The 24,040-nt window shown below is 66.4% G+C and carries 17 protein-coding genes; 11 read left to right on the forward strand and 6 right to left on the reverse strand.

Annotated features, from left to right (window positions below; all coding sequences use genetic code 11):
- Positions 1-139: 139 nt before the first annotated feature.
- Both ppgK and ACOI2T_RS21310 read left to right on the forward strand, forming a co-directional pair.
- On the forward strand, positions 140-949 hold the full coding sequence (gene ppgK / locus ACOI2T_RS21305) for a polyphosphate--glucose phosphotransferase (RefSeq protein WP_409503456.1): 810 nt from the start codon (positions 140-142) through the stop codon (positions 947-949).
- A 204-nt stretch (positions 950-1,153) separates the two neighbouring features.
- Positions 1,154-2,572: an RNA polymerase sigma factor gene (locus tag ACOI2T_RS21310; protein ID WP_409503457.1), complete on the forward strand. Its 1,419-nt coding sequence runs from the start codon at positions 1,154-1,156 to the stop codon at positions 2,570-2,572.
- An 85-nt stretch (positions 2,573-2,657) separates the two neighbouring features.
- Here the strand turns inward: ACOI2T_RS21310 and ACOI2T_RS21315 are convergent, their stop codons facing one another.
- The gene (locus tag ACOI2T_RS21315; RefSeq protein ID WP_409503458.1) at positions 2,658-3,461 is read right to left on the reverse strand and encodes a hypothetical protein; all 804 of its coding nucleotides are present in this window, start codon (positions 3,459-3,461) and stop codon (positions 2,658-2,660) included.
- Positions 3,462-3,687: 226 nt separating this feature from the next.
- Here ACOI2T_RS21315 and ACOI2T_RS21320 point away from each other — a divergent pair, with 226 nt between their 5' ends.
- The 8 genes from ACOI2T_RS21320 to ACOI2T_RS21355 all read left to right on the forward strand — a co-directional run bounded on the left by ACOI2T_RS21320 (position 3,688) and on the right by ACOI2T_RS21355 (position 14,108).
- A complete protein-coding gene (locus ACOI2T_RS21320; RefSeq protein ID WP_409503459.1) occupies positions 3,688-5,214 on the forward strand; it encodes a peptidoglycan DD-metalloendopeptidase family protein in 1,527 nt (508 codons plus the stop codon).
- Positions 5,211-5,708, forward strand: coding sequence for a hypothetical protein (locus tag ACOI2T_RS21325; RefSeq protein WP_409503460.1), 498 nt, complete (start codon positions 5,211-5,213; stop codon positions 5,706-5,708). Before ACOI2T_RS21320 ends, ACOI2T_RS21325 begins: the two co-directional genes overlap by 4 nt.
- Positions 5,709-5,804: 96 nt before the next feature.
- Positions 5,805-7,568, forward strand: a complete 1,764-nt coding sequence (locus ACOI2T_RS21330) for an LpqN/LpqT family lipoprotein (RefSeq protein ID WP_409503461.1) — start codon at positions 5,805-5,807, stop codon at positions 7,566-7,568.
- A gap of 181 nt (positions 7,569-7,749) precedes the next feature.
- Positions 7,750-8,382, forward strand: coding sequence for a hypothetical protein (locus tag ACOI2T_RS21335; RefSeq protein WP_409503462.1), 633 nt, complete (start codon positions 7,750-7,752; stop codon positions 8,380-8,382).
- 243 nt (positions 8,383-8,625) lie between these two features.
- A complete protein-coding gene (locus tag ACOI2T_RS21340) occupies positions 8,626-9,252 on the forward strand; it encodes a response regulator transcription factor (RefSeq protein ID WP_067851214.1) in 627 nt (208 codons plus the stop codon).
- A gap of 110 nt (positions 9,253-9,362) precedes the next feature.
- The gene (locus tag ACOI2T_RS21345) at positions 9,363-10,043 is read left to right on the forward strand and encodes a Pvc16 family protein (RefSeq protein ID WP_409503463.1); all 681 of its coding nucleotides are present in this window, start codon (positions 9,363-9,365) and stop codon (positions 10,041-10,043) included.
- Positions 10,044-10,051: 8 nt separating this feature from the next.
- A complete protein-coding gene (locus ACOI2T_RS21350) occupies positions 10,052-12,106 on the forward strand; it encodes an ATP-binding protein (RefSeq protein ID WP_409503464.1) in 2,055 nt (684 codons plus the stop codon).
- The gene (locus ACOI2T_RS21355) at positions 12,099-14,108 is read left to right on the forward strand and encodes a hypothetical protein (RefSeq protein ID WP_409503465.1); all 2,010 of its coding nucleotides are present in this window, start codon (positions 12,099-12,101) and stop codon (positions 14,106-14,108) included. The genes ACOI2T_RS21350 and ACOI2T_RS21355 overlap by 8 nt, the downstream gene beginning before the upstream one ends.
- A gap of 18 nt (positions 14,109-14,126) precedes the next feature.
- Here ACOI2T_RS21355 and ACOI2T_RS21360 read toward each other — a convergent pair whose 3' ends face one another.
- The 3 genes from ACOI2T_RS21360 to ACOI2T_RS21370 are packed head-to-tail and all read right to left on the reverse strand — an operon-like array spanning position 14,127 to position 17,029.
- Positions 14,127-15,035, reverse strand: a complete 909-nt coding sequence (locus tag ACOI2T_RS21360) for an RsiV family protein (protein WP_409503466.1) — start codon at positions 15,033-15,035, stop codon at positions 14,127-14,129.
- A 12-nt stretch (positions 15,036-15,047) separates the two neighbouring features.
- Positions 15,048-15,545 carry a hypothetical protein gene (locus ACOI2T_RS21365; RefSeq protein ID WP_067851204.1) on the reverse strand — a complete coding sequence of 166 codons (498 nt, stop codon included), beginning with the start codon at positions 15,543-15,545 and terminating at the stop codon, positions 15,048-15,050.
- Entirely contained in the window at positions 15,542-17,029 is a 1,488-nt protein-coding gene (locus ACOI2T_RS21370; protein ID WP_067851202.1) for a peptidoglycan DD-metalloendopeptidase family protein, read from the reverse strand. The genes ACOI2T_RS21365 and ACOI2T_RS21370 overlap by 4 nt, the downstream gene beginning before the upstream one ends.
- A gap of 219 nt (positions 17,030-17,248) precedes the next feature.
- Here ACOI2T_RS21370 and ACOI2T_RS21375 point away from each other — a divergent pair, with 219 nt between their 5' ends.
- Positions 17,249-18,775: a hypothetical protein gene (locus tag ACOI2T_RS21375; RefSeq protein ID WP_409503467.1), complete on the forward strand. Its 1,527-nt coding sequence runs from the start codon at positions 17,249-17,251 to the stop codon at positions 18,773-18,775.
- Between the two features lie 80 nt (positions 18,776-18,855).
- On the opposite strand, the gene ACOI2T_RS21380 is transcribed toward ACOI2T_RS21375, so the two are convergent.
- Together ACOI2T_RS21380 and ACOI2T_RS21385 are read right to left on the reverse strand one after the other, a co-directional pair.
- Entirely contained in the window at positions 18,856-19,557 is a 702-nt protein-coding gene (locus ACOI2T_RS21380) for a hypothetical protein (RefSeq protein WP_409503468.1), read from the reverse strand.
- A 449-nt stretch (positions 19,558-20,006) separates the two neighbouring features.
- Positions 20,007-24,020, reverse strand: coding sequence for a phage tail protein (locus ACOI2T_RS21385; RefSeq protein ID WP_409503469.1), 4,014 nt, complete (start codon positions 24,018-24,020; stop codon positions 20,007-20,009).
- Positions 24,021-24,040: the final 20 nt, after the last annotated feature.

Here is a 24,040-nt window from a genome sequence, read left to right on the forward strand (position 1 = left end):
GCGCCGAAAAGTCGCTCGCCGGGATGCGGGACCGCCCGCACGAGCGTTCACGAACAACTAGGGTGAGGCGCGTCGCCCCAGTTCACCCCCGAGCCTGCTCACCAGCCACGCAATTGCCTGTCCCACAAAGGAGCATCCCATGACTGCACCCGAGTCGACCGCGGCTGATCCCACCACCGACGGCGACCCCGGACGCCGCGCATTCGGTGTCGATGTCGGTGGCAGCGGCGTCAAGGGCGGCATCGTCGACCTCCACACCGGCCAGCTGATCGGTGAGCGGTTCAAGCTCGAGACGCCGCAGCCGGCAACGCCGGAAGCGGTCACGAAGACAGTGGTGTCCGTCGTCCGTGAGTTCGGGTGGACCGGCAAAGTCGGTGTCACCTACCCGGGCGTCGTGACCGAAGGGATCGTCCGGACCGCCGCCAACGTCGACAAGGGCTGGATCGGGGTGAACGCGGCAGAGGTCATCAGCAAGGCGCTCGACGGGCAGCAGGTGACCGTGCTCAACGACGCCGACGCCGCCGGCCTCGCCGAAGAGAAACACGGCGCAGGCAGGGACAACACCGGTGTCATCGTGCTGCTCACGTTCGGCACCGGCATCGGATCGGCCGTGATCCACAACGGTGTTCTGTTGCCCAACACGGAGTTTGGTCACCTCGAAGTCGGGGGTAAGGAAGCCGAGCACCGGGCGGCCTCCTCGGTCAAGGAGCGCAAGGACTGGAGCTATGAGCGCTGGAGCGAAGAGGTAACCAAGGTCCTCATCGCCATCGAGAACGCGATCTGGCCGGATCTTTTCATCGCGGGCGGTGGCATCAGCCGCAAAGCCGACAAGTGGCTGCCCCTGCTGAAGAACCGGACGCCGGTGGTGGCCGCGGCGCTGCAGAACTCCGCGGGCATCGTCGGTGCCGCCATGGCCTCGGCTGTCGACGTCACGGCTACCGCGCAGTAGCAACGGCTCGACGGCCGGCCGACGTGCCGAAATTTGCCGCTCGGCGCGGTGAAACCACACACTGTCGTTACAATGGTCATCGGCGGCCGCCTACCGAATAGCGGCGAGTATCCCAGCCGATAACAACGCCAACATTCGACAGACGACGCTTCCGGTGGTGTATGCCCATGCCCATCGGAAATACGCAAGACCGAAAGGGTGTACGTGGCAGCGACAAAGGCAAGCCCGGCAACCGACGAGCCGGTGAAGCGCACCGCTACCAAGACCCCCGCAAAGAAGGCCCCAGCCAAGCGGGCAGCCAAGAGCACTGCGGCCAAGACGCCAGGCGCCAAGCCCGCCAAGAAGGCCCCGGCCAAGCGGGCGGCCAAGGCTCCCGGCACCAAGCCCGAGGACGCCGCCACCGACGACCTTGAGGTGACCGACGACCTCGAAGCTGAGCCCGGCGAGGATCTTGATGTCGAGGACACCGATCTCGAACTCGACGACCTCGACACCGACGACGAGACCGTCGAGGACTCCGACGACGAAGACGAGGGCGAAGAGGACGCTGCCGAGGGCGATGCCCCTGCCGCGGCCAAGCCGGAAGCCGCCGACGACGAGATCGCCGAGCCGTCCGAGAAGGACAAGGCGTCCGGCGACTTCGTGTGGGACGAGGAGGAGTCCGAGGCGCTGCGGCAGGCCCGCAAGGATGCCGAGCTCACCGCCTCCGCGGACTCGGTGCGCGCCTATCTCAAGCAGATCGGCAAGGTCGCACTGCTCAACGCCGAGGAAGAGGTCGAGCTCGCCAAGCGCATCGAAGCCGGCCTGTTCGCCACCCAGAAGCTGGCCGAGCTCGCGGAAAAGGGTGAGAAGCTGCCGGTCCAGCAGCGCCGCGACATGCAGTGGATCTGCCGCGACGGCGATCGCGCGAAAAATCATCTGCTGGAGGCGAACCTGCGCCTCGTGGTCTCGCTCGCCAAGCGCTACACCGGCCGCGGCATGGCGTTCCTCGACCTCATCCAGGAAGGCAACCTGGGTCTGATCCGCGCGGTCGAGAAGTTCGACTACACCAAGGGCTACAAGTTCTCGACGTACGCCACCTGGTGGATCCGGCAGGCCATCACCCGCGCGATGGCCGACCAGGCCCGCACCATCCGTATCCCGGTGCACATGGTCGAGGTCATCAACAAGCTGGGCCGCATCCAGCGCGAGCTCCTGCAGGATCTGGGCCGCGAGCCCACCCCTGAGGAACTCGCCAAAGAGATGGACATCACGCCGGAGAAGGTGCTGGAGATCCAGCAGTACGCGCGTGAGCCCATCTCACTCGACCAGACCATCGGCGACGAGGGTGACAGCCAGCTCGGCGACTTCATCGAGGACAGCGAAGCCGTCGTGGCTGTCGACGCCGTCTCCTTCACCCTGCTGCAGGATCAGCTGCAGTCGGTGCTGGAGACGCTGTCGGAGCGCGAGGCCGGTGTGGTGCGGCTGCGGTTCGGCCTCACCGACGGGCAACCGCGCACGCTCGACGAGATCGGCCAGGTCTACGGCGTCACGCGCGAGCGCATCCGCCAGATCGAGTCCAAGACCATGTCGAAGCTGCGCCACCCGAGCCGTTCGCAGGTACTGCGCGACTACCTCGACTAGATCACCATTCGTTCAGACGGCGGACCGGATACCATCCGGTCCGCCGTTTGCGTTGACGAATTGTCTTACTGGTCCGCTACTTCCGTCATACTCCTGACCTCGAGCGAAGACCCCGGTGCACCCTCGGGGCACGCTTCGGTCGTCGTCGTTGCGGGCATGGCCCACTCGCCGGGACCGACGTGCCGTCGGGGCACTGCTTGGTTTCCGGTCCACCCTGTGGAGGCGGGCAGACCTCATCCTGGGCGACTGTGGCGCCGTCAGGGCAGTGCTTGGCGGGGGGCGGCGGGTTCGGTACACAAGGCCCATCGGGCGGTGGCTGGTTCGACTGCCCCGGCGGGCAGATCTGCGCCTGGGTACGAATCTCCTTCTCCGGGAAGAAGCTGACATCCTCGACGCGCCAACCCTCGGGACTTTTCTTGGCCACGACCCGCTCGACTCGCATGGTGATGGACGAGATCAGCTTGCCGTCGGGCGCCGTCGCTGTGAGGGTCAGCATCACGGCACGCTCGACGGTGTCCGGGGTGTCCTTCGGGTGTTCGCTCGGCACGAGCAGTGCGTCGGCCATGACCTCCAGTTTCGCGTCCTTCCACTCCTGAACCCGCACGCTGTTGCCCAGTTCGATGTTGATGTCCAGGAGTTCACCGCCGAGAAGCGGCAGCGCACGGTTGTAGCCGTCCAGCGGCGAATCGTCGCGGGCCGGCGACCACGTGAACATGGTCTTGATCGCCTTGAGGATGACGTTCTCCGCCTCGGACAGGACGAGCTCATCGTTGTCGGTACCGGTGTGCTCCGAGCCCGAATCCGGTTGGGACCCACCGCAACCGACGACGACGAGCGAGATCGCCGCAAACAGCACGGCAATGGCCAGCAGGACGCGTCGCTGCCTCATACCGCCTCCTCGCGCTCCTCACGTCGAACACCCTCGTGGCGCACGGTGTCCCTCATTGTTCAGCTTGTATCGACGCTGGGCGACGGCCACACGGGCACTTCTGGCTGACCTAACGGGCAAAACCCCCGCCGGGTGGGTGACACGCCGTCGACGCGACGCGACACTCACTTCATGCACGCCGCACTGGCGTGTTGTCGAATTCGTTGACGGCGACGAAAGATTCACCATGACAGTCCGGCTCACGATGCGCACGCGGATCATGCCGGTCGCGCTTTGCGTGTGTCTGGTCACGGTGTTCGTCACCCCGCCGAATTCGGCATGGGCCGCCGGAGTCTGCGCATCCAATGGCAAGCCGCTCGCCGACGGAACCTTCACCCTGACCTCACCGTTCGGGCCACGCGGAAGTTCGATGCACCAGGGCGTGGACCTGGCGGCAAGCGAAGGTACCGACATCTTCGCCGCCATGGACGGCACCGTTGCGGCGGCCGGTCCGGCGAGCGGGTTCGGCGAGTGGATCGTCGTCGATTCGCAAACCCGCACCGGCAAGGTGTCGACCGTCTACGGCCACATGTACGCCGACGGTGTGTTGGTACAGCCAGGCGCGGCCGTCAAGGAAGGCCAACATATCGGCGAGGTCGGTAACAACGGCCAATCCTCCGGCCCGCACCTGCATTTCGAGTACTGGGAGGGCGGCCGCCTGACCCAGGGCCAGGCGGTCGACCCGTCGTTCGTGTTGGACGGGCCGAGCCTGCCCGCGGATGCGACGGCGGGCCAGCAGGTCTCTGCCGCGGCGGATTGCAAGACCGGAGTACGCAAGCCGGGCGTGGTTCCACCGGAGTTCGTCCCGTGGCTTCTCAGGGCGGGCGCGTTGTGCCCGGGGATCACGGCGCCGCTGCTGGCCGCACAATTGGAGGCGGAGAACGGTTTCCGGCACGGGGCGAACGCCCCCATATCGCCGACCGGCGCCAAGGGACCGGCCCAGTTCATGCCCGCCACGTGGGCGGTGTGGGGCAAAGATGCCGACAACAGCGGCCCGCCGCCGGACGTCAACAGCATCGCGGATGCGGTGATGGCCCAGGGTGCGCTGATGTGCGAGAACTACAAACTCTGCGCGGACGGGATAAAGAGCGGTTCGATCACCGGCGACCCGGTCGCGCTCGCGCTTGCCGCATACAACGCGGGTTTCGGGGCAGTCCAGAGAAACCATGGCATGCCGTCCGGCGGCGACTACACCATCCAGACGCAGCCCTACGTGTACACGATCATGCAGCGCGCCAGGGCGTTTGAGGCCTCACCGTCGTTCGGCGGCGCGCCTCAGATCCAAGTTCCGGCCGGACCGACACCGGGCAACCGAGCGATCGTCGAGGCCGCCACCAAGTTCAAGGGAAAGAAGTGGGTCTGGGGCGGCGGCAGTTTCGACGGTCCGACCCGTGACGGGTTCGACAGTGCGGGCCTGACGTTCTTCGCGGTCAATCGAGGCACCGACGGAAAGGTGGTGCTGCCGCGCACGACAGACGAGCAGTGGAGTTTCGGCAAGGAGGTGCCCTTGGACCAGGTCCAGCCCGGTGATCTGGTGTTCAGTGGCTGGGGCATCGGGAAAACGCGTCTGGGCGGCATTCTCGGCGACGCCCGGGTGCGGCCGTCCCATGTCGGAATCGCGATCGGCAACGGCCAGATGATTCACGCCGATCCGGATCGCGGAGTCGTGACAGCCGACTTCTACCCGGGGTCGCGCGCTCGGCGGGCGACATGAAACGCCGAATCCTCGCAGGCGTTTTCGCCGCGCTCCTCGTCCTCGTACCGGCGAGTGGGTGCGCACTGGACCCGTTGCCGGTCGCCAGCTCGGCCAACGTGGACCTCAGCGACCCCGATCAGGTCATCGCGAATGCCGTGCAGACCATGTTCACGTGGCATCCCAGTCGCGATGCCTCCCCCAACGCCGCGTATCAGCGGGCGGCAATCTATCTTTCGGACGATCTGGTGGAACAGGCCGATACCGCAACCGAGCCCCGTCCCGGATCACAATGGGATCAGTGGCGCCTCGACAACGCCACCGTCGCCGCGCAGGCTTACTTCGTCGTCGACGAAACACCGCCGAACGAGACCGACCAGATGCATCGCGTCGTCGTGGTCGTGCAGTCCGCGCTGACCGAGGACAACAGGCTGATCGACGAGATCCGCCATACCGCATGGGTTACCGCCACCAAATCGGACGACGGCTGGCGGGTGACCAGCATTGAATTCTGACCTCGGCCGTGGCAGGCCCACGATGAGCCGCAGTAGGGCGTACAGAGCCCTACCTGCCCCGCCTCGTCCGGTGCTCTGTCGACGGGGAGGTGGCTGATGGAGGAAGGTACCCCGTTCGGCCGCTACCGGTTGCTCGAGTCGCTCGGCGGCGGCGGAATGGGCAAGGTGTGGCGGGCTTTCGACACCGTGACCAACCGCATGGTCGCGGTGAAGGTTCTCTCGGCGCACCTCGCCTCCGATCCCGCGTTCGAGCAGCGTTTCCGCCGGGAGGCTTTCGCGGCCGCCGGACTCAACAACCCTCATGTGATCCCGATTCACACATTCGGCGAGATCGAGGGACGCCTCTATGTGGACATGCGGCTGATCGAGGGGCGCGACCTGCAGAGCGTGATCGCCGCGGACGGCCCGTTGGAGCCCGCACGTGCGGTGCGGATCATCGGAGAAGTCGCCAAGGCACTCAACGCCGCGCACCGCATCGGGTTGGTGCATCGAGATGTCAAGCCGTCCAACATCCTGCTCGACGAGGACGACTTCGCCTACCTGATCGACTTCGGGATTGCGCGCGCCGCAGGCGAGACGGGGTTGACGACCACCGGTGCAGTGATCGGCACGTGGCAATACATGGCACCGGAACGGTTGGGGGTGTCAGACGTTGATGCCCGCGCGGACATCTATGCGTTGGCCTGCGTGTTGTACGAGAGCCTGACCGGCCGTCGGCCTTTTCCCGGTGACAGCGTGGAAAGCCAAGTCGCCGGCCACCTCACCGCGCCGCCGCCGCGGCCGTCGAGCACAAACCCGGGTGTGCCGGCCGAATTCGATGCGGTGATCGCCACCGGGATGGCCAAAGACCCCGAGAAGCGGTACCCGACAACGGTGGACTTGGCGCGCGCCGCCCAGGGCGCCATCACGACCCCGATGACTCGCCCCCTGCCGCAGCCGCCGTTGCCGCCCACCGAGTCTGGACCGCTCAGCGTTCCCCCGACCGAACACGATCGGCCGAAGCGGCGGGGCGCCCACCTCGATCCGGCGGCGGCCACCCACAGGCGCTCCCCCACCAATCCGAATCGCCAAGCACCCCAGTTTCTTTCATCGGGCCCCGCGCCGGCAGAAGGAGAATCGGCACCGCAACCGTCGCCGCGAGGCAAGGCCACCGGAATCTCGGCCGCCATTGCAGGGCTGCGAAGACGCTGGCAAACCAGCACCTGGTTCGCCAGTGTCGCGATCATCGGTGTGATCCTCATCGGTGGCCTGATCGTGTTCACCGTGGTTCAAAGCTCCAAGTCGCCGAACACGTCGACGCCGGCGGCACCCACATCGACGCCCGCGACACCCGTCCAGGATTCGGGCAACGAGACGATCGCCGACTACATCGCGAAGAGCAACCTCCAGGAAACGACGGTCTCCCGCGGCACACCGGGAGCGCCGACGATCGACCTGCCGGTACCCGATGGCTGGACACCGATTCCCGAAGGTGCCGAGGGCCTGTACGGCGGGATCGTGGCCAAAGCACCGACCGATCCCAACGATCCGCCCAAGATCATCGCGACCCTCGTGAAGTTGACGGGCGATGCCGACCCGTACAAGCTGCTGTCGGTCGCGCCCGGCGAGGTCAGGAACCTGCCAGGCTACAAGGGCGGAGACGGTCAAGTGAGTACCCTCAGTGGCTACCCCGCGTCCAGGCTCGGCGGCTCGTACACCAAGAACGGCGTGACCCGAATGATCGCCCAGAACACCGTGGTCATCGAGAACGCGAGCGGTTTCTACGTACTGCAGCTCAATGCCGAGGGGCCGGAGGCCGATGCCGATGCGTTGAAGGCCGCGACCGGCGTGATCGTCCAGAAGACCGCGATCAAGCCGTGAACTCCCAGGAACATGCGCCCGGCGCGAGCAGCGGATCGAAATTCGAGTATTGCGCTACTCGCGTCGGCGTGGTTCCCGGCGCGCACACTTTCGACATGTCGTCCCAGTGCGGTGCAGCGCGTCCGCGTCACGTTCTCGTGCCGGCCGCCCACACCACCGCGTACGCACCGAAGGAGTAGCCATGGACGCCGAAATCGACGACGAGCTCGCGCCGGGGAAGACACTGCTGCTCCCGCCGTGGTGCCGGCGCGTCGGCATGGCGGCCGGCTTCGCGGCGTTGATCGCCGCGGTCGGAAGCGTCGTAACCGATCCGGGCGAGCCTGGCACCGCGCCCGGCGTCACGACCGGCGCGAGCGCCGGGTCGTCGAGCTTCTCGCTCATTGCGACGAGCGAGTGGTGGGAACCGCCGCCGCCGGCACCGCCGCCCCCGGCCGCGGCACCCGCACCGGCGCCCGCCCCAGCGCCCGCGCCGCGCCGTGCGGTACCCCGCCCGGCACCGCAGCCCGCTCCCGCTCCGGCACCGCCGCCGGCGCCACCACCTCCGCCACCGCCCCAGCTGGTGTTCAGGTTCGACCAACCGGGCACGGCCACCGTGGCGATTGTCAACAGCGACAAGCCGGTGGGTTGCATGTTCACGTCCGTTGCCGTGTCGGGTACCGCCACGGCGATCGGCTACCGGCGGGATTACCCCTTCACCGTGGCCGGTTCGGCGGAGACGCGGATCGCGCCCGACGGACCCGCGACAGGCTCGACGTTCCGCGTCACCGTGAATTGCGACAACGGCCTGTCGAGCACCATCGACACGGTCTACTGAGTGGGTCCGCCGGTCTGCCCGACGCCGAACAACCAACGCGGACAACGCGTGCCGCGACATGGGCGTGCGCCCTCGGCCCCGCCGGAACCGGGCATGTTCCTGCGTCGATGCCTGACGTCGATGACGTATGGCCGAGATCCCGTTGAGCGTTTGTTGAGAAATCGCGTGAATCTTGTTGAGTCAGCGTTGATGCCCTTCCGGATACTCATCGGCAACTGACCGTCCGCCCGAAGGGGAACTGCCATGCAGCGCCGAGTGTCCACATATGTCTACGCCGACGATCCCATCCTGCAGGCGGGGGTGATCAGCCAGCTACGGATGCGCCCTGAAGTCGATGTCGTCGAAGCCGGTGATCTCGCCGGTGTCGACGTCGGCATCGCCGTCGCCGACGCCCTCGACGACGAGACCATCCGAATTCTGCGCTCACTCAAGAAAGCTGGGGTGGCCCACACCGTCCTCGTGATGAGCACGATCGACGACAGCACCGTCGTCAGCGCCGCGGAGGTCGGGGTGAGCGGTCTGCTTCGCCGGGGTGAGGCGACGCCGGATCTGCTGGTGCGCACCGTCCAGAAGGTCGCATCGGGTGAGGGTGTCATTCCGCCCGACCTCCTGGGCAATCTGCTCGGCCAGGTGGGACGGCTTCAGCGCCAAGTGCTTTCGCCACGCGGATTGACGTTCACCGGGCTTTCGGATCGGGAGATCCAAGTGTTGCGGTTGATCGCCGACGGCCACGACACGAACGAGATCGCCCGCCAGCTGTGCTACAGCCAGCGCACGGTGAAAAACGTCCTGCACGATGTCACCACCCGGCTGCAGCTGCGCAACCGCTCCCACGCCGTCGCGTACGCGGTACGTGAAGGTCTCATCTGATCCGATGCATGGTGGTGCGCTGAGCCCTGCCCCATGGGGCAGGAACCAGTGCCTTCCCAACGGAACACACGCTCGTAGGCCGACAACCGACTCCACGGAACGATGGGCAAGTGATACCTGAAGTCGATCACGCGCTGCGCACCCTCATCGAGCGCGAAGCCGTCGACCCGACCGAGGTCGACGTAGAATTCGATGCGCCGACCAAGGATTGGGCGAGCCGCCGCAACGCCCCCACGATCGGGGTGTATCTCTACGACATCCGCGAGGACCTGCGGCGCCGGGAGCGCGGCCTGCTCAACGAGTACGACGGAAACCGGGTCACCGCACGCCATCTGCCACCGCGATACTTCAAACTGTCCTATCTCGTGGCGGCCTGGACACAGCGCCCCGAGGACGAACACCAACTGCTGGCCGCCCTGCTGAGCTGTTTTCTGCGTTATGAGGCACTGCCGGCCGACGTCCTCACCGGTTCGATTGCCGCACTCGGCCTTCCGGTTCCGGTCACGGTGGCCCTCCCGCCACCGGAAGACCGTTCTTTCGCCGACGTGTGGACTGCGCTGGGCGGCGAGTTGAAGCCGTCACTCGACATCGTCGTCACGGCACCCACCGACACCGGCCGCTCGTTCGTCGCCGGGCCTCCGGTCGAGCGTCCACCGCGGTTGCGCACCAACCGGATAGATGCCTCGGTCGGCCAGGAATCCACGCAGCGCCGTGCCGTCGGCGACCCGGCCTTCGGTCAGGAACCCGCACCCGGCGCCGTGCGGGTCCGCAAGCGTCAGCGTAGGCAGTAGGTCCGCCGATGGACATGCCTCTGGACAGCACGCGTTACCTGCTCGGCCGGGCAATGCTGGTGGAGGAACGCGTGCGCACCCTGGTCGCGCACCGCCGCGGCCACGATCCGGCGCCCGACGATCCGTTCCGGGGGTTGTACCTCAGCGACGACGTCGTCGACGCGCTGCTCTCCCCCACGCCCGCCCCGCCACCCGTGAGTGAGTCGCTGCGCGACGCCCTGGAGGAGCGCGCCGATGCCGCGGAAGCCGCCGGGGTCGAACTCCGGCTGCGGGTGCTGGCCCGCTCGGCCGGACTGTGCGAGCTGGAGGTCGAGTTCCTCATCATCTGCCAGTTGCCCGATCTCGACACTCGTTTCGAAAAGCTGTACGGCTACCTCAACGACGATGTGACTCGCCGCCGCGCGACCGTAGGCCTGGCACTGGAGCTCTCGGATCTCTCGCCACTCGATGCCGCGGCCCGCGCGATGCTGTCGCCGGGATCGGCGCTCGTCGACAACTCGCTCGTGGTGATCGACGACGCCGACCGGCCGTTCCTGACCCGCGCCATGCGGGTGCCGGACCGCGTGACCGCGTATCTGCTCGGCGATGACACGCCCGATGCGGCGCTGTCCGGCGTCCTGGTCACGCCTCAAGGCCATCACTGCGCACAATCCCGGGAACTGGCACAGGCATTCAAGTCCGGCGTGCGACTGTGCTATCTGCGCGAGACGGTGAACGATTCGGGTGCGGCGATCGCCACCGACGCACTTGGGGCGGCCGGTTTGAGCGTGATGGTCTGCGACGCAGCACGATTGGCCGCGAACGGCGACGTGCACGACGCCATTTCCGTGCTGGGCCGCGAAGCGCTGTTGCGCGGCGCGGCGCTCGTGGTCTCCCCGATCGACGCGCTCGGCGCCGATACCGCCGACGTCGTCTTCCAGCTGGCCAGGATGCCGGTGCCGGTTGTGCTCACCGGGACGTCGGCCTGGGACCCGAACTGGTCGGATCGCGTACCACTGATCGCGGAGGCCGCAAGGTTCACGGTCGGTGAACGCAGCGAACTCTGGCGGCGTGCCCTCGGTCCGCTCGTCGGGTCCGTCGACGTCGCCGATATCGCGGCACAGTATGTCTTCGGGCCTCGCCAGGTGTCAGCGGCGATCACGGCCGCCGAAGCGCTGGCCCGCTCCAATGGCGGCGTGCCCAGCGACCGCGAGCTGCGCCGCGGCGCCCGCACGCAGAACGCGGCGGGTCTCGAACACCTCGCCAGGCGTATCGAGCCGGCCGTATCGTGGCGCGATCTCGTATTGCCGGACAAGACGCTCAAACAACTGCGGGAGTTGACCACCCGGGCACGCACGCGCGAGATCGTGTTGTCGGAGTGGCGTATGCGCCCGGGCGGCGGGCGTGGGACCGGCGTGACCGCACTGTTCGCCGGCGACTCCGGCACCGGCAAGACGATGGCTGCCGAAGTCATCGCGGGCGATCTCGGTCTGGACCTCTACACCGTCAACCTCGCGACGGTCGTCGACAAGTACATCGGCGAGACCGAGAAGAACCTCGAAAGGATATTCACCGAGGCGTCGCGGGTGAGCGCGGTGTTGTTGTTCGACGAGGCCGACGCGATATTCGGCAAGCGCAGCGAGGTGCGCGACGCGCACGACCGTTACGCCAACATCGAAAGCGCCTACCTGCTCCAGCGGATGGAGACGTTCGACGGCCTGGCGGTTCTCGCGACGAACCTGCGGGCCAACCTCGACGACGCCTTCACACGACGGCTCGACATGGTCGTCGACTTCCCACTTCCCGACGAGTCGGCGCGACTCGCGCTGTGGCAACACTGCCTGGCCGCACCGGTTCCCACGCACGGTGACCTCGGGCTGCACGGCTACGCGAACTCATTTCCGTTGTCCGGAGGCAATATTCGATCGGCGGCTATCACGGCTGCCTACCTGGCCGCCGAGTCCGGCTCGGCCATCGGCGCCGACCACATCGGCGCAGCCATCCATCAGGAGTACCGGAAACTCGGCCGGCTACTGCCCACCCACGAGCGCGGCGAGAATGCGAAGGGGACCGCCAATGACTGAGCACCACTGCGAGCAGTGCGGCGCGGAGAATGCCGCCGACGCACAGTTCTGCACCAAGTGCGACTTCTACCTGGGATGGGACGCCGGGGTCGCCTCACTCGACGGCGCACCGCTCACGGCGTCGACACCCATAGTCCGTGAGACGCACAGCCAGAAGTTCCCCGCCGTGTCACGCGACCAACTCCGGCACACGGCATCGCCGCCCACCCCGAGGCGCCCAACCACACCGAATCGACGGCCCGCCGAAGCACCGACGGTCACGGTCGAAAGTCCCGATGTCGAACTCGATCCACACACCGGCGGCACTGTAGACATCCGCATCCGCAACCGGTCGTCGATCGTGGACGGTTACACCGTCGTCGCGCCGCGAGCACCGGAATGGCTTGAGATCAAGCACCCCGAGATCCGGGTGCTGACCGACGAAGAAAGCGTCACCACGGTCTCGTTGACCATCCGCGACGGTTTCGACGTTTATGTGCAACGCTTCCGGCTTCACATCCAGATCTGTTCGGTCGAGGATCCGGCGAAGCGGGCCGATGCCGAACTCGTCATCACGGTGCCACGGATCGGCGGGCCCATCACGATGACTGCGGAGCCCCAAGTGGTCCGGTTGCGTGACCACACCAGCGGCCGGTTCCGGTTGCGGCTCGACAACAGTGGAAGCAACTACCCTCAGCGGTATTCACTGACGGGAACCGACCCGGAGAGTGTGGTGCGGTTCAATTTCCGGCAGACCACTGTCGAAGTCCCGCCACGGCGGTTCATGTTCGTCGATGTCCGATTCGACGCGCCACCGATCGATTACGGGCAGCAGGCGCCCCGTTCGCTCAAACTGACCGCGGCAAGCGACCAAGGGATCGTGGAAACGATCGTCAACGTCGTCCAGGAACGCTCCCAGGCCCCGGCCGACAGCCCCGTGCGGCTACGGTTGGAACGCACCGTGACCCGCATCCGGGACGCCACGTCGGCCGAGATCGCGATCCTCGTCGACAACCGGCGGGGCAGCAAGGACCGGCGGCTGGTCTTCGCCGGGCGCGACCCGGAAGGTGTGGTGCGCTTCTCCTTCTCCCAACCGCAGCTGTACGTGCGGGCAGGCGAGCAGGCCCGCATCTTGGCCAGCGTGCGCGCACCGTTGCCCCATCCGGGCGAGGAAGCCGAACGCCCCATCGTGGTGCTCTGCAACGACGGCACCGACGAGAGCGAAGCCACCGGGTCTCTCGTGCAGTCCGCCAGCACCTCTCCGATCACCACGGCGCAGCTGCGCCTGGAGCCCGAACACGTGTCGGTCCGCAACCGCCGGCGGGGCCGGTTCCGGGTGACGTTGGACAACACCAAAGGCGCGCTGCCGCTGAGCGCCTGGCTGTCGGGAACCGATCCCGAAGCGGCGCTGCGCTTCACCTTCACCCCCTCGCGCCTCGACGTCGCACCGGGGTCGATCGCAACCGCAGCCCTTCGGCTCTGGGGCAACCTGCCCGGGGCCGGGAAAGAGGTTTCCCGGGAATTCACCGTTCGCGCCGAAGACGGCACCGGAGCCGTCGAAGATCAAGGCCGCTTCACCCAGTCCATGTCGGAGATCCTGCCGTTGATCCGGCTGGCCGCCACCCTGCTGGGCGGGCTCATCATGGTGCTGGGTGCGTTCCGACCCTGGTTCCTGAGCGGAAGGAACTATGCCGCCAGTGAATTGGGGCGGTTGCAGGATATCTTCGACGACAAGGGCCAGATCGCACCGACAACCATCGAAACATGGATGATGGTGAGCCAACCCGTGACGCGGGCACTGATCCTCGTGCTGGCCGGCGTGATGCTCCTCGGAATCCTCAGTGCCTCAGGCCGCTATACGATCGTGTCCGGGTTCCTTGCCGGCGCCTTGACGGTGCTCTACGTCGCGTTTGCGATGAGCAGGCTCGAATCGGGCGGTCCCGCCTACGGTGTGCCGTTGGTGGTGGTCGGAGCGATCATCGGGATCATCGGCGGGTTCTGCATCAAACGCAGTACGGCGTAGGCCGGGAGCGATCTGGATTCAGCTCGCGACGATATCGGCCACACCCGGCTTCATGATGTCGCTGAGGTTGTCCCAGGGTATGGTCAACTCGACGATGCCGGCGGCCATCGGACCGACCACGCCCTGTTCGAAAAACACCCGCATGCCGGATGATTCGGCGGACCATCGCCCGAACATCTGCTCGGTCGGCTCCAAACCGGAGGCATCGAAGCTGTCACCCAGGTCGGTGCTCGGCCCCAGCGTCTCCGACTCCTCCTGCAAGCGGGCCAAGCCTTCGTCGAGGTCGTTGAACAGCGACGACAAGGTGATCAGACTCCCGCTTTCCGAATCGACCACGACGGTGCTGGCCAACGGCATCGACTGCGCCTCGGCCAAGTCGACGGCCGCGGTCCGCAGCACACCACTGAGTACCCGCTCGCCGATCCGCACCTCGCTACCGGGACGGCCCTCCAGGCTTCCGCCCGTCACCGAGTCCGCCTGCGCCTGCAGCGCCGCATCCATCTCGTCATTGAAAACCGCGGCCACCTCGGGATTGCCACCCTCCACACGAGGCACCTCGGCATCCACGAAAACCGTGCCGAGGAACCGCTTCACCTGTTCGGTTGTCGCGGTGAAAGGCGGGTGCCCACTCGACGTACCGGAGTTGTCCCCGCCACCGGAGTCTCCCCCGCCTGCGCCGCTGTCACCGCCGCCGCCCGTGTCACCACCTGATCCCCCACCCGACCCGTCACCTGAGCCGTCACCGCCGCCCGAGCCGTCGGTTTCGGACGTGCTCGCGCCACTGCCGGACACCGACGTCGACGGAGTGATCGATGCCGATTTCGAGGTCGGATCCCACCACACCGAACGGACCGCGTAGATCGCGACGATCACGAGGACAATGGCGCCCGCGGCCGCCACCACAATCCGTCCACCACTGAACAACACCGGGATTCCCCCTCAGAACTCGATACTGGTGACGCGCCAACCGTTGTTCGACCGCTTCGCGGTCACCCATGCGGTGTGGCGTATCTCGTCGATGAGCCGGTTGTCCAACGTCGCGATCGACTGCACCACCACGACCACCCGGTGGGTGACATCGGTTGAGTTCGGTGGTGTTTCGTCGGCCAGGAAATAGACCTTGGCGGTGACGTTCGCACCATCGGAACGCCATTGATCCCATTGCGATCCCGGTCCCGGTGTGGTCGTCTGCTCGCCCTGCTTGGCAAGATCACCGGCAAGATAGGCCGCCGCGCGCCGATAGGCCGTGTCGGGAGACTCGTCCTGGGTCGGGCGCCAGGTGAACATCGTGGTCAGAGCATCGGCGATGACCTGATCAGGGTCGCTGAGGTCGACGCTGGCCACCTGATCGATCGGTAGCGGATCCAGCCGGCAGCCGGTGACCGGCCCGATGACGACGATGGTCAGGCAGACAATTACGGCAACTAGCTTTTTCATGACACCCGCCGCGCCTTCGACTCCGGATAGAACTCGGCGATGACAACCCCGCGAGCCGGGTCCGCGTGGATCATCTCGCCGTTTCCGAGGGCGATCCCGACGTGCGAGGGTCGGTCATGCCGGTCCCAGCCGCTGAAGATCAAGTCGCCGGGCTGCACCTCGGCCAGCGCAATCTCCTTGCCCACGTTCCACTGTTCATCGGCGGTGCGCGGCAGCACCTCCTTGCCGCCCGTACCACGCACGACGGCGTAGTAGGTCAACCCCGGACTGTCGAAACCATCTCGAGTCGGCCCGTCCACCCCGCCTCCGCCCCACACCCACTTCTTGCCCTTGAATTCGGTAGCGGCGTCGACGATCGTCGTCGGGCCACCGGTGATCGGCACCGACTCGGGCGGCATGCCGCCGAGACCGGGGCTCGCCTCAAATGCCTTGGCGCGCTGCATGATCTTGTAGACGTAGGGCTGCGTCTGGGTGGTGTACTCGCCTCCCGACGGCATGCCGCCGTTGCGCTGCACCGCACCGAATCCGGCGTTGTAGGCGGCCAGCGCGAGGGCAACGGGATCACCGGCCAGCGAACCGTCCGCGACTCCTGCGGCGCACAACCGGTAGTTCTCACACATCAACGCGCCCTGCGACATCACCGCGTCGGCGATGCTGTTGACATCCGGCGGCGGGCCGCTGTTGTCGTAGTCCTTACCCCAGGTTTTCCACGTCCCTGGCATGAACTGCGCAGGCCCCTGCGCTCCGGTCGACGAGACGGGTGCCGTCGGGCCGTGCCGGAATCCGTTCTCGGCCTCGAGTTGCGCCGCGAGCAGCGGGGCGGTGATGCCCTGACACATCACACCGGCCTTGAGCAGCCAGGGCACGAACGCCGGGGGAACCAGGCCGGGCTTGAGGACGCCGGTTCGGCAGTCTGCCGCGGACGAAGCCTGTTGTGCGGTCGATTGATTCGCCGACACCGCTTGACCGCTCAGGATGAACGCCGGATCCACCGCCTGGCCGTGGCTGAGCCGGCCGCCCTCCCAGTACTCGAAATGCAGGTGGGTGCCGGTGGATTGGCCGTTGTTGCCCATCTCGGCGATGTGGTCGCCTGCGCGGACGGGCGCTCCCTGGCGCACCAGTACGCCGTCGGGGTACATGTGCCCGTAGACGGTGGAGACCAGGCCGGTGCGGGTCTGTGAGTCGATCACGATCCATTGACCGAATCCGCTGGCCGGCCCGGCGGCCGCGACCGTCCCGTCCATCGCGGCGAAGATATCGGTGCCGTCACTGCCCGCGAGGTCGACGCCCTGGTGGATGGAGTTGCCGCGTGGCCCGAATCCCGACGTGGTGGTGTACGTACCGTCCGCCAACGGTTTTCCGTTGCGTGCACACACACCGGCCGCCCAGGCCGGCGGTGCGGGCGTGATCAGCATGGCCGCGACGCTGACACACAACGCGATCAGGAAAGCTCTCCTGGAGATCGTGACGAGGGCTGTCATCATTCATCTTTCGTCGCGGCAACGGCAGCACGGATGTACGGCTGCACTGAGCAGTGTCCCGCCGCATGCGACGATTCGTCATCGCCCGCGGGACGGGTTTGCCCGATCGGTCAACCAGTACTGCCCTACCAGCCGACCACGACCGCACCAACGGACGTCGCGGTGACTGACACCAGACCGAACAATGATGGGACAGCACACATACCGGTGCGAGGAGACGGCATGGGACGCCACGCGGATTGTCGGCACCGCAGGCGGCGGCGCGGGCAGGCAATTCTTGCCGTCCTGCTTGCTGCCGCGGTGTTCGTGGTCGCCGCGTGCGGCCCGTCCGGCGACGCACCTGAGCCGGGCGGTACCGACTCCGACGAGACCGCTCCCGCCGAGGCTCAAGACGCGATCGTCAACGGCCTCGAGACGATGTTCACCTGGTACCCCGTGCGGGACGGGTCGACGCTGGACGCGTACAACCGTGCCTTGCCGTACTTCGGGGCTGAACTTCGGGCGGGCAAGGACACCCTCGAACGCGGCAACAGCGTCTGGTGGCAGGAGTGGAAGGCCAAGAAGGCCGAGGTCACCGCCGATGCGCTGCTGGTTGCCGGGGAACATCCCGCCGACAAGCCGGACACCGTGCAGCGCGCCGTGGTGGTCACACAGACGGTCAAGACGCCGGACGGCAAAGAGCTCGAAAGCAATACGATGCGAATCGAGCGGGTGGTCGCCAAGAAGAGCCCTGAGGGCTGGCGTGTCGAGGAGATCTCGTTCTTCCCCGTCAACGAGTTCCGCACGCAGGTCTGCCCGCCGGGACAATCGCACCAGCCGCCTCCCGACGGCCCGTGTGCGCCGAATCCGCCTCCGCCACCGAAACAGTGCCCCGATGGCACCACCGTGGCACCCGATCAGATGTGCCCCGAGCCGAGGATCGCGCCACGCACCAGGCAATGCCCGGACGGCAGCACAGTTGCGGCCGATGCCACGTGCCCCACCGGGCCGAAAGTGACGTCGCCACAACCCGAGCCGTGCCCGGAAGGACAGGTTCGCGACGCCAACGGGACTTGCCAGCCGGAGCCGTGCCCGGACGGCCAAGTGCGCGGCAGCGACGGCACCTGCCAACCCGAACCCTGCCCCGACGGTCAAGTGCGTGGGAGCGACGGCACCTGCCAACCCGAACCCTGCCCGGACGGACAGGTCCGCGGAAGCGACGGAACGTGCGGCTGCCCCGCCGGAACCGAGCTCTACAACGGCACCTGCGTCTCACCCTGCCCCGAAGGACAGGTCCGCGGAAGCGACGGAACGTGCGGCTGCCCCGCCGGAACCGAGCTCTACAACGGCACCTGCGTCTCACCCTGCCCCGAAGGCCAGGTGCGCGGGGCCGGCGGCACCTGTGGCTGCCCGGCGGGGACCGAACTCTACAACGGCAGTTGCGTGAGCCCGTGCCCGTCGGACCAGGTGCGCGGCGCCGGTGGCACCTGTGGCTGCCCGGCGGGGACCGAACTCTACAACGGCAGTTGCGTGAGCCCATGTCCGGGGATCAGCAGCCGCAACGCCAGCGGCACGTGCGTGTGTCCGCCCGGCTACACCGGCACACCCGAAACCGGGTGCGGCAGCTACGTCGGTGCCGGGCCGCCGCCACCAGGACCGCGGATCGAGCAGGTGAGCTACGAGGTGTCGATGCCCTGCCCCTACGTTGTGGCCACGCAACGTAAGGCCTTTGTGGGCCGGGTCATGGCGCAGCCGGGCCTTGTTTCTTGAGCTTTCGGGCGTGTCGCGGGAGGCGGTCCTAGTTCGTGTTGGAAGTGCGCTATCACCGGCGATATCACACCTCAGGACAACTAGTCGGTGCAGTCGAGATCGATCGGCTTGTTGAAGGGATCGATTGCCGCGGAGAGTGATTCGGCATCGGTGTGGCGTTTGGCCTCTTCCTTGTCGTGGGTCTCCTGCAGGTGCTCCTGTAGCGCCGTGGTTCCGCAGCCGGTGAAGTCGATGCGATGCGTCGTGGTGCCGTCGTACGTGCGGAACCGGCGGGCATGCTCACGCTCATGCGGACCGAGCACGTCACGCAGGAACGCCCGGACCCGGCGTTCCTGGCACGCGGTGAGGCCGTCGGGGACGTCGGGCATCTTGATCGTCACGTCGGCCTTGTACGTGACGTTGAAGGTGCCGACGGCATGCAGACATGGGTCGTCCTCGGGGCATTCGGTGCAACTCTTCGCACGCTTCATCGATTTCGGCGTCCACTTCGACGTTCCGCCGTCGAACGCCGCAGTTGTGTCGCCATGCAGGGAGACGCTCGGGCCGCCGTTGTGGACGATGGGGATCGGCTCCGGTGACGCGGTCAGCAGTTGGCCGGTGGCGGCGTTGCCGACGGTACGTTGCAGATCCGTCACGAGCCGCGTCTGCGTTCGCGACGGTCCTCGGGCAAGCAGTCCGGCCTGCCAAGAAAACGTGCCCGGAATGCGGACCGCCGCGGCCATCACCGCCGATCGGCGGTTCACCGATCGGCCCGCCGCCGGCACCCGCTTATGTCGCCTCATCGCTCCAGTGGACTCCGCGAGTGACGATCTGTCCAGTGCAGTGCCAGCGCAAACCGGATAAGGCGACCACCTCATGGAGTTTCATTCCGCACCACCTCGACGTGCTGCGGGCCATCGCAGTCATCGCAGCGCAGGTCGAGCGGAGCAACGCGTCGCGAGTTTGCAGCGCCCCATGACGCTTGGGTATCAGGCCAGGCGCGAGGCTGGATAGCGTAGTTCGGCGTGGCGTCGACGAGTGTGGCGTGCGGTGTGTCAGTTAAGGCAGTGCCACCCGTTCTCGGAAAGTAGTGTCGGCGGCGATATCGCGTATGGAGAATGGGTCAGTGTGGAATCGAGAGCACTTTGTATGGTGCTTCGGCATCGGTTCGACGGATATCCCACTATCGAGTTCCCCGAGTAATACACCAATCACGTTCGGAAGATGATCCCACAACCCCGCTCAGTTCTGACTACGACCTGCTCCGCGCCTCTCGGACGGCGGCAAAGATTTCGGCCAACTGCGCTGCCGCCGCACGCGTGACAGTACGTTGGTCCGGCCGCTCGGGAATGGCAATCCCATCCTCGCGCAGTACCTTTGCAACGTAGACAGTGGTTGCGCTTGAAATGATTTGCATACGCGATTTCACCAACGCGGGCAAGTGCTCAGCTAGAGTGCGACGCGCCTCCGCCGCGTCAATGCTCCCGATCCAGTCGTGGAAGGCCCTATCGTTGTTCTCGAGCTGGGAGGTCTTGAGCTCGGCCGCCCGCTCATAGATCATCACGGTCGTCATCCTTGGATACACCAATGAACCCTCGACGAGCGGTGTGGCCGGACGAGCAGGAGTGGCGGGACGAGTCGCAGTCGCAGGGCGTGCCGGGACCGCAGCGCGGGCCTCTTGCGTTGCCTGCGGCGGAACTGCCCCGAGCCGGAACAATGTGCCGACGATGCGCTGGATCCACGACCATGGCACCACGTGTTCGCTTTCGAGGCGAGAAACGTCGTGCAACCGTCCTGCCTTGGCAGGGTCGTACTCGCTTCCCTTCCTCGAATGCCGGTGCACATCACCGACCTCTCCGGCCTCATCGCGACGATCCTGGCGCCTCACTGCTTCACCGTCGTAACCGATGATGTCCCAACACTTCGCGATCGCCTCGGCCAAACCCCGCGCCGCCGGCAGAAGTTCCCGTGGCAAACGGTCTCCGCTAGCGGATCTCAGCATTACCTCGCGCGCCAGGTTACGGAGCGCCTTCTCTCTGGCATCGACGTCACCTCGGGCAGCCGCGACTCTGTCTCTGGCGGCCGCCAAGGTATCAATGTCGGTGACCTCCATGGCGATGTCCATGGCTCGACCTACCGCCCGTCGCTGAGCCGAAGCAACCGTGATTTTGATGGACTCCGGCTTGTCTGCCTGCACCATCACCTCGTGAGATTTGCCCTTGGCACTGAACGGAGCGACTTCCTTCAGTGGAACCAGTTTTCCTTTGACCCAGTTCTTCCCAGCCTCAGCCTTCCCCTTCACCCACGTCTTGCCAGCCTCAACCTTGCCTTTGACCCACTTCTTCCCCGCCTCGGCCTTGCCCTTCACCCACGCCTTACCGGCGGCGACCTTTGCCTTGACCTTGCCGCCAATCCCCTTGAGCCCGCGGATGATCGGGCCGGCAAGCTTGAGTCCGGTCTTGATGACGAAGTCGATCGCCTTGTTGACGGGTTTCTGAAGTTTGCCGATGATCTCGCGGATCTTCTGGCCGATGCCGCCGATGCCGATGACGCTGGCGAGGAAGCCGATCAGGATCGGCACCATCTGACCGAGGACGTCCTCGATCTTGGCGACGACACCCCCGACGTTGCCCTTGACGATGTCGACGGCCGAGTCGATCACCGTGTTGACGAACTTCATGATCCGCTCGGCGTTGTTGACGAAGAACATGATGACGTCGTAGATCAGCTTGCAGGCTTTGATGAATGCCGCAGCCGGGTTCAGCAGACCGATCAGCCACGTGATGCCCGCGGTGATGATCCGGGTGATCACGAAGTCCTTGACCTGTTCGAGGATCATCTCCTTGATGTCGCCGAGCTTGTCGACGAGCATCTGCCACAGGCCGGCGACACCTGCCGTGGCGATCGTGCGGAAGATCTCCACGCCCTTCTCGATCGCGGCCATCGCCGGCTCACCGATCTGCTTGACCAGCCGGTTGCGGATGTTGCGCCAGGTCAGGCCGAACAGCGACGCGAGGAGTTTGATGATGCCCTGCAGGTCGAACTTGTCGGGGAGCTCGACGCCGCCCTCGGCCAACGCGCCGAACAACCACGTCATCAGGCCTTTGCGCAGGTGTTCGAGGATGTTGTCCTTGAACCGCATGATGCCGCCCTTGACGCCGGCAACCAGGTTGCCCAGGAAGCGGACCGGGGCCTTGATGATGTCGCCGACCACACTGGAAACCCGTGCCAAGGTGTCCATGAGCATCGCGGCGAGCTTGCGGATCGTGTTGATGACGGCCTTGATCGCGCCGATCGCCTTGTCGACCAAACCCTTGTTCTCGGCCTGCAGTTCCTCGATGCGTTCGTCGAGGCCCTTGCGGGCGTCGACGTACTTGGTGGCGAGGGTGTCGACGACGGCGTCTTGCTTGGATTTGACGTCGTCTTCGAGTTGTTCGAAGCGGTCGTTGATCTCTTTCGATGCCTCGGCGCCGACCTTCTGCAGATTGGCGGGCAGACTCTTGACGTAGGAGGCGATCTCGGCCTTGCCGGTGGCGATGCGCTTCTTCGCCGCGGTGAGGTCGTTGCCGACGATGTCGGCCACCCGCGAGATGACGTTGTCCATCTGCTTGAGGTAGAGCTCGCGGCCGGCCTCGTAGAATTTGTTGACCTTGTCCGGCATGCCGACCAATTTGTCTTTGGCCCAACGTAATCCGCCGAGCCACCCGCTGTAGCGGTCCTTCTTGTAGGCCGACATCTTCGCCGCGACGTAGGTCTCGAACGTCTTGCGGGCGTCGGCTTCGCCGGTTTCGAACGCCTTCTCGACCTTGGGGTCGATGCCGTCCAGGATCTTCTTCACGTCGGCTTCGGTCGCGGCGAAGATGGACTGGACACGGGCGGTGACCTCGGCGCGTTTCGCCTCGTCCTTCGACTTCGTCTTGCCCTTGTCGGCGACCAGCTTGGCCAACGCGGCCGCCTTCGAACCCTGCATACCGGCCACACCGGCCTTCGTCTCCGCGGCGGCTTCGGTCTTCGACTGGGCGATGACGTCGGCCTCCTGCTTGCGGAACGCGCCCGGAGCCGTATCGGCGTGTGCGGCAGCCTCTTTCTTGTCGGCCAGAGCCTGTTGGAAGTCCGGCTCGTTGGACTCGGCGAGCTGCTTCTCGTCGACCTGGGCGTCGGCCATCTCCTGGTTGGCCTGCTGCTTGCCGGCTTCGAGGTTGAGCTGTTCGGGCGGCGCCGGTTTCGGCACCGCACCGCTCGCCGGGATGGCCGGTGCCGGGCCCTGCTGTTCCGGTCCCATCGGCGTGACCGGTTTCGCGACAGCCTTGGACGTGTCCGGCGCTGCCGCGGTGGCCGTTTCGATGTCCTTTTCCTGGCTCTCCTTGCCCTGGGTCACCAATCCCTTGACATCGCCTTTGACTTCGCCGGCCTTGCCTGACTTCGCGTAGTTGTCGGCCTCGCTCAGCGTCTTCGGAGACTTGGCCTCGATCGCCGCCAACACCGCCGCGATGAACGCCTTCTTGTCGAACGAACCGGCCTGCTGGGCGTCCATCGTGTCGACCTTGGCGGCCTTCGCCTGGCCGGCGATGTCGTCGGTCGGCGCGAGCGCGGCGTCCTGTGCCTCTTTGGCTTTGGCGGCCGCCGGCGGATGCGCGCGCTTCTCGTTGGCGAAGGACTTCACGTTCGCGGTCACGGCGGTGAACGCCGGATCCTGACCCGGTTTGACCGATTTCGGGGCCACCGGCGGTTGCAGCAGTTGATCGGCAGACAGAGTCGCCCCACCCGATGCGCCGGTACCCGCGGCAGCCTTCGGCGCCGCCGCCGGGCGAGCCCCACCTCCCCCGCCGGTCCGCTTGGCGGGCTTCGCCGCGGCCTTGCCGAGTGGACTCTTGGCGGGTACGGGCTTGGGCGGCGGCACCGGTTTCTTCGGCGCCACCGCGGCCGGCCCGAAACCCGTCGTCGTGACCGCGAGCGCCGACGGCGGCGGTTTCGGACCTTCGAGTTCGACGGGCACCCCGACCGCTCTGGCCGCCTTGAGACCTTTCTCGACCGTGTCGATGGCCGGCTCGTCACGGCGCATTTCCTTGAGGGCAGCGTCGATTTCGCCCTTGCCCGGTGCCCTGAGCTTTCCCATCAGCAGCGCGTTGACCGCCGCATTCCCGGCCGCCCGCTGCAGCGCCGCCAGACCGGCCGGACCGCCGTTGGGTCGCGCAGGCCCCGCTCGCCTACGGCCCTCCGTCAGTGCGTCGTTGACCGGCCGTGCGGCCCGAGCCGGCTCCGTCATGTTCGATTCGCCGACTCTGC

It is taken from the genome of Mycolicibacterium wolinskyi str. Jessa 2025, from assembly GCF_049241375.1.
GTDB lineage: Bacteria > Actinomycetota > Actinomycetes > Mycobacteriales > Mycobacteriaceae > Mycobacterium > Mycobacterium wolinskyi.

Bases quoted from the DNA above. Each gene is read 5' to 3' on its own strand.
- ACOI2T_RS21370 (WP_067851202.1), bottom strand. From the start codon at position 17,029: ATGATGACAGCCCTCGTCACGATCTCCAGGAGAGCTTTCCTGATCGCG.
- ppgK (WP_409503456.1), top strand. From the start codon at position 140: ATGACTGCACCCGAGTCGACCGCGGCTGATCCCACCACCGACGGCGAC.
- ACOI2T_RS21335 (WP_409503462.1), top strand. From the start codon at position 7,750: ATGGACGCCGAAATCGACGACGAGCTCGCGCCGGGGAAGACACTGCTG.
- ACOI2T_RS21355 (WP_409503465.1), top strand. From the start codon at position 12,099: ATGACTGAGCACCACTGCGAGCAGTGCGGCGCGGAGAATGCCGCCGAC.
- ACOI2T_RS21380 (WP_409503468.1), bottom strand. From the start codon at position 19,557: ATGAGGCGACATAAGCGGGTGCCGGCGGCGGGCCGATCGGTGAACCGC.
- ACOI2T_RS21325 (WP_409503460.1), top strand. From the start codon at position 5,211: ATGAAACGCCGAATCCTCGCAGGCGTTTTCGCCGCGCTCCTCGTCCTC.
- ACOI2T_RS21375 (WP_409503467.1), top strand. From the start codon at position 17,249: ATGGGACGCCACGCGGATTGTCGGCACCGCAGGCGGCGGCGCGGGCAG.
- ACOI2T_RS21315 (WP_409503458.1), bottom strand. From the start codon at position 3,461: ATGAGGCAGCGACGCGTCCTGCTGGCCATTGCCGTGCTGTTTGCGGCG.
- ACOI2T_RS21340 (WP_067851214.1), top strand. From the start codon at position 8,626: ATGCAGCGCCGAGTGTCCACATATGTCTACGCCGACGATCCCATCCTG.
- ACOI2T_RS21350 (WP_409503464.1), top strand. From the start codon at position 10,052: ATGGACATGCCTCTGGACAGCACGCGTTACCTGCTCGGCCGGGCAATG.
- ACOI2T_RS21330 (WP_409503461.1), top strand. From the start codon at position 5,805: ATGGAGGAAGGTACCCCGTTCGGCCGCTACCGGTTGCTCGAGTCGCTC.
- ACOI2T_RS21365 (WP_067851204.1), bottom strand. From the start codon at position 15,545: ATGAAAAAGCTAGTTGCCGTAATTGTCTGCCTGACCATCGTCGTCATC.
- ACOI2T_RS21385 (WP_409503469.1), bottom strand. From the start codon at position 24,020: ATGACGGAGCCGGCTCGGGCCGCACGGCCGGTCAACGACGCACTGACG.
- ACOI2T_RS21320 (WP_409503459.1), top strand. From the start codon at position 3,688: ATGACAGTCCGGCTCACGATGCGCACGCGGATCATGCCGGTCGCGCTT.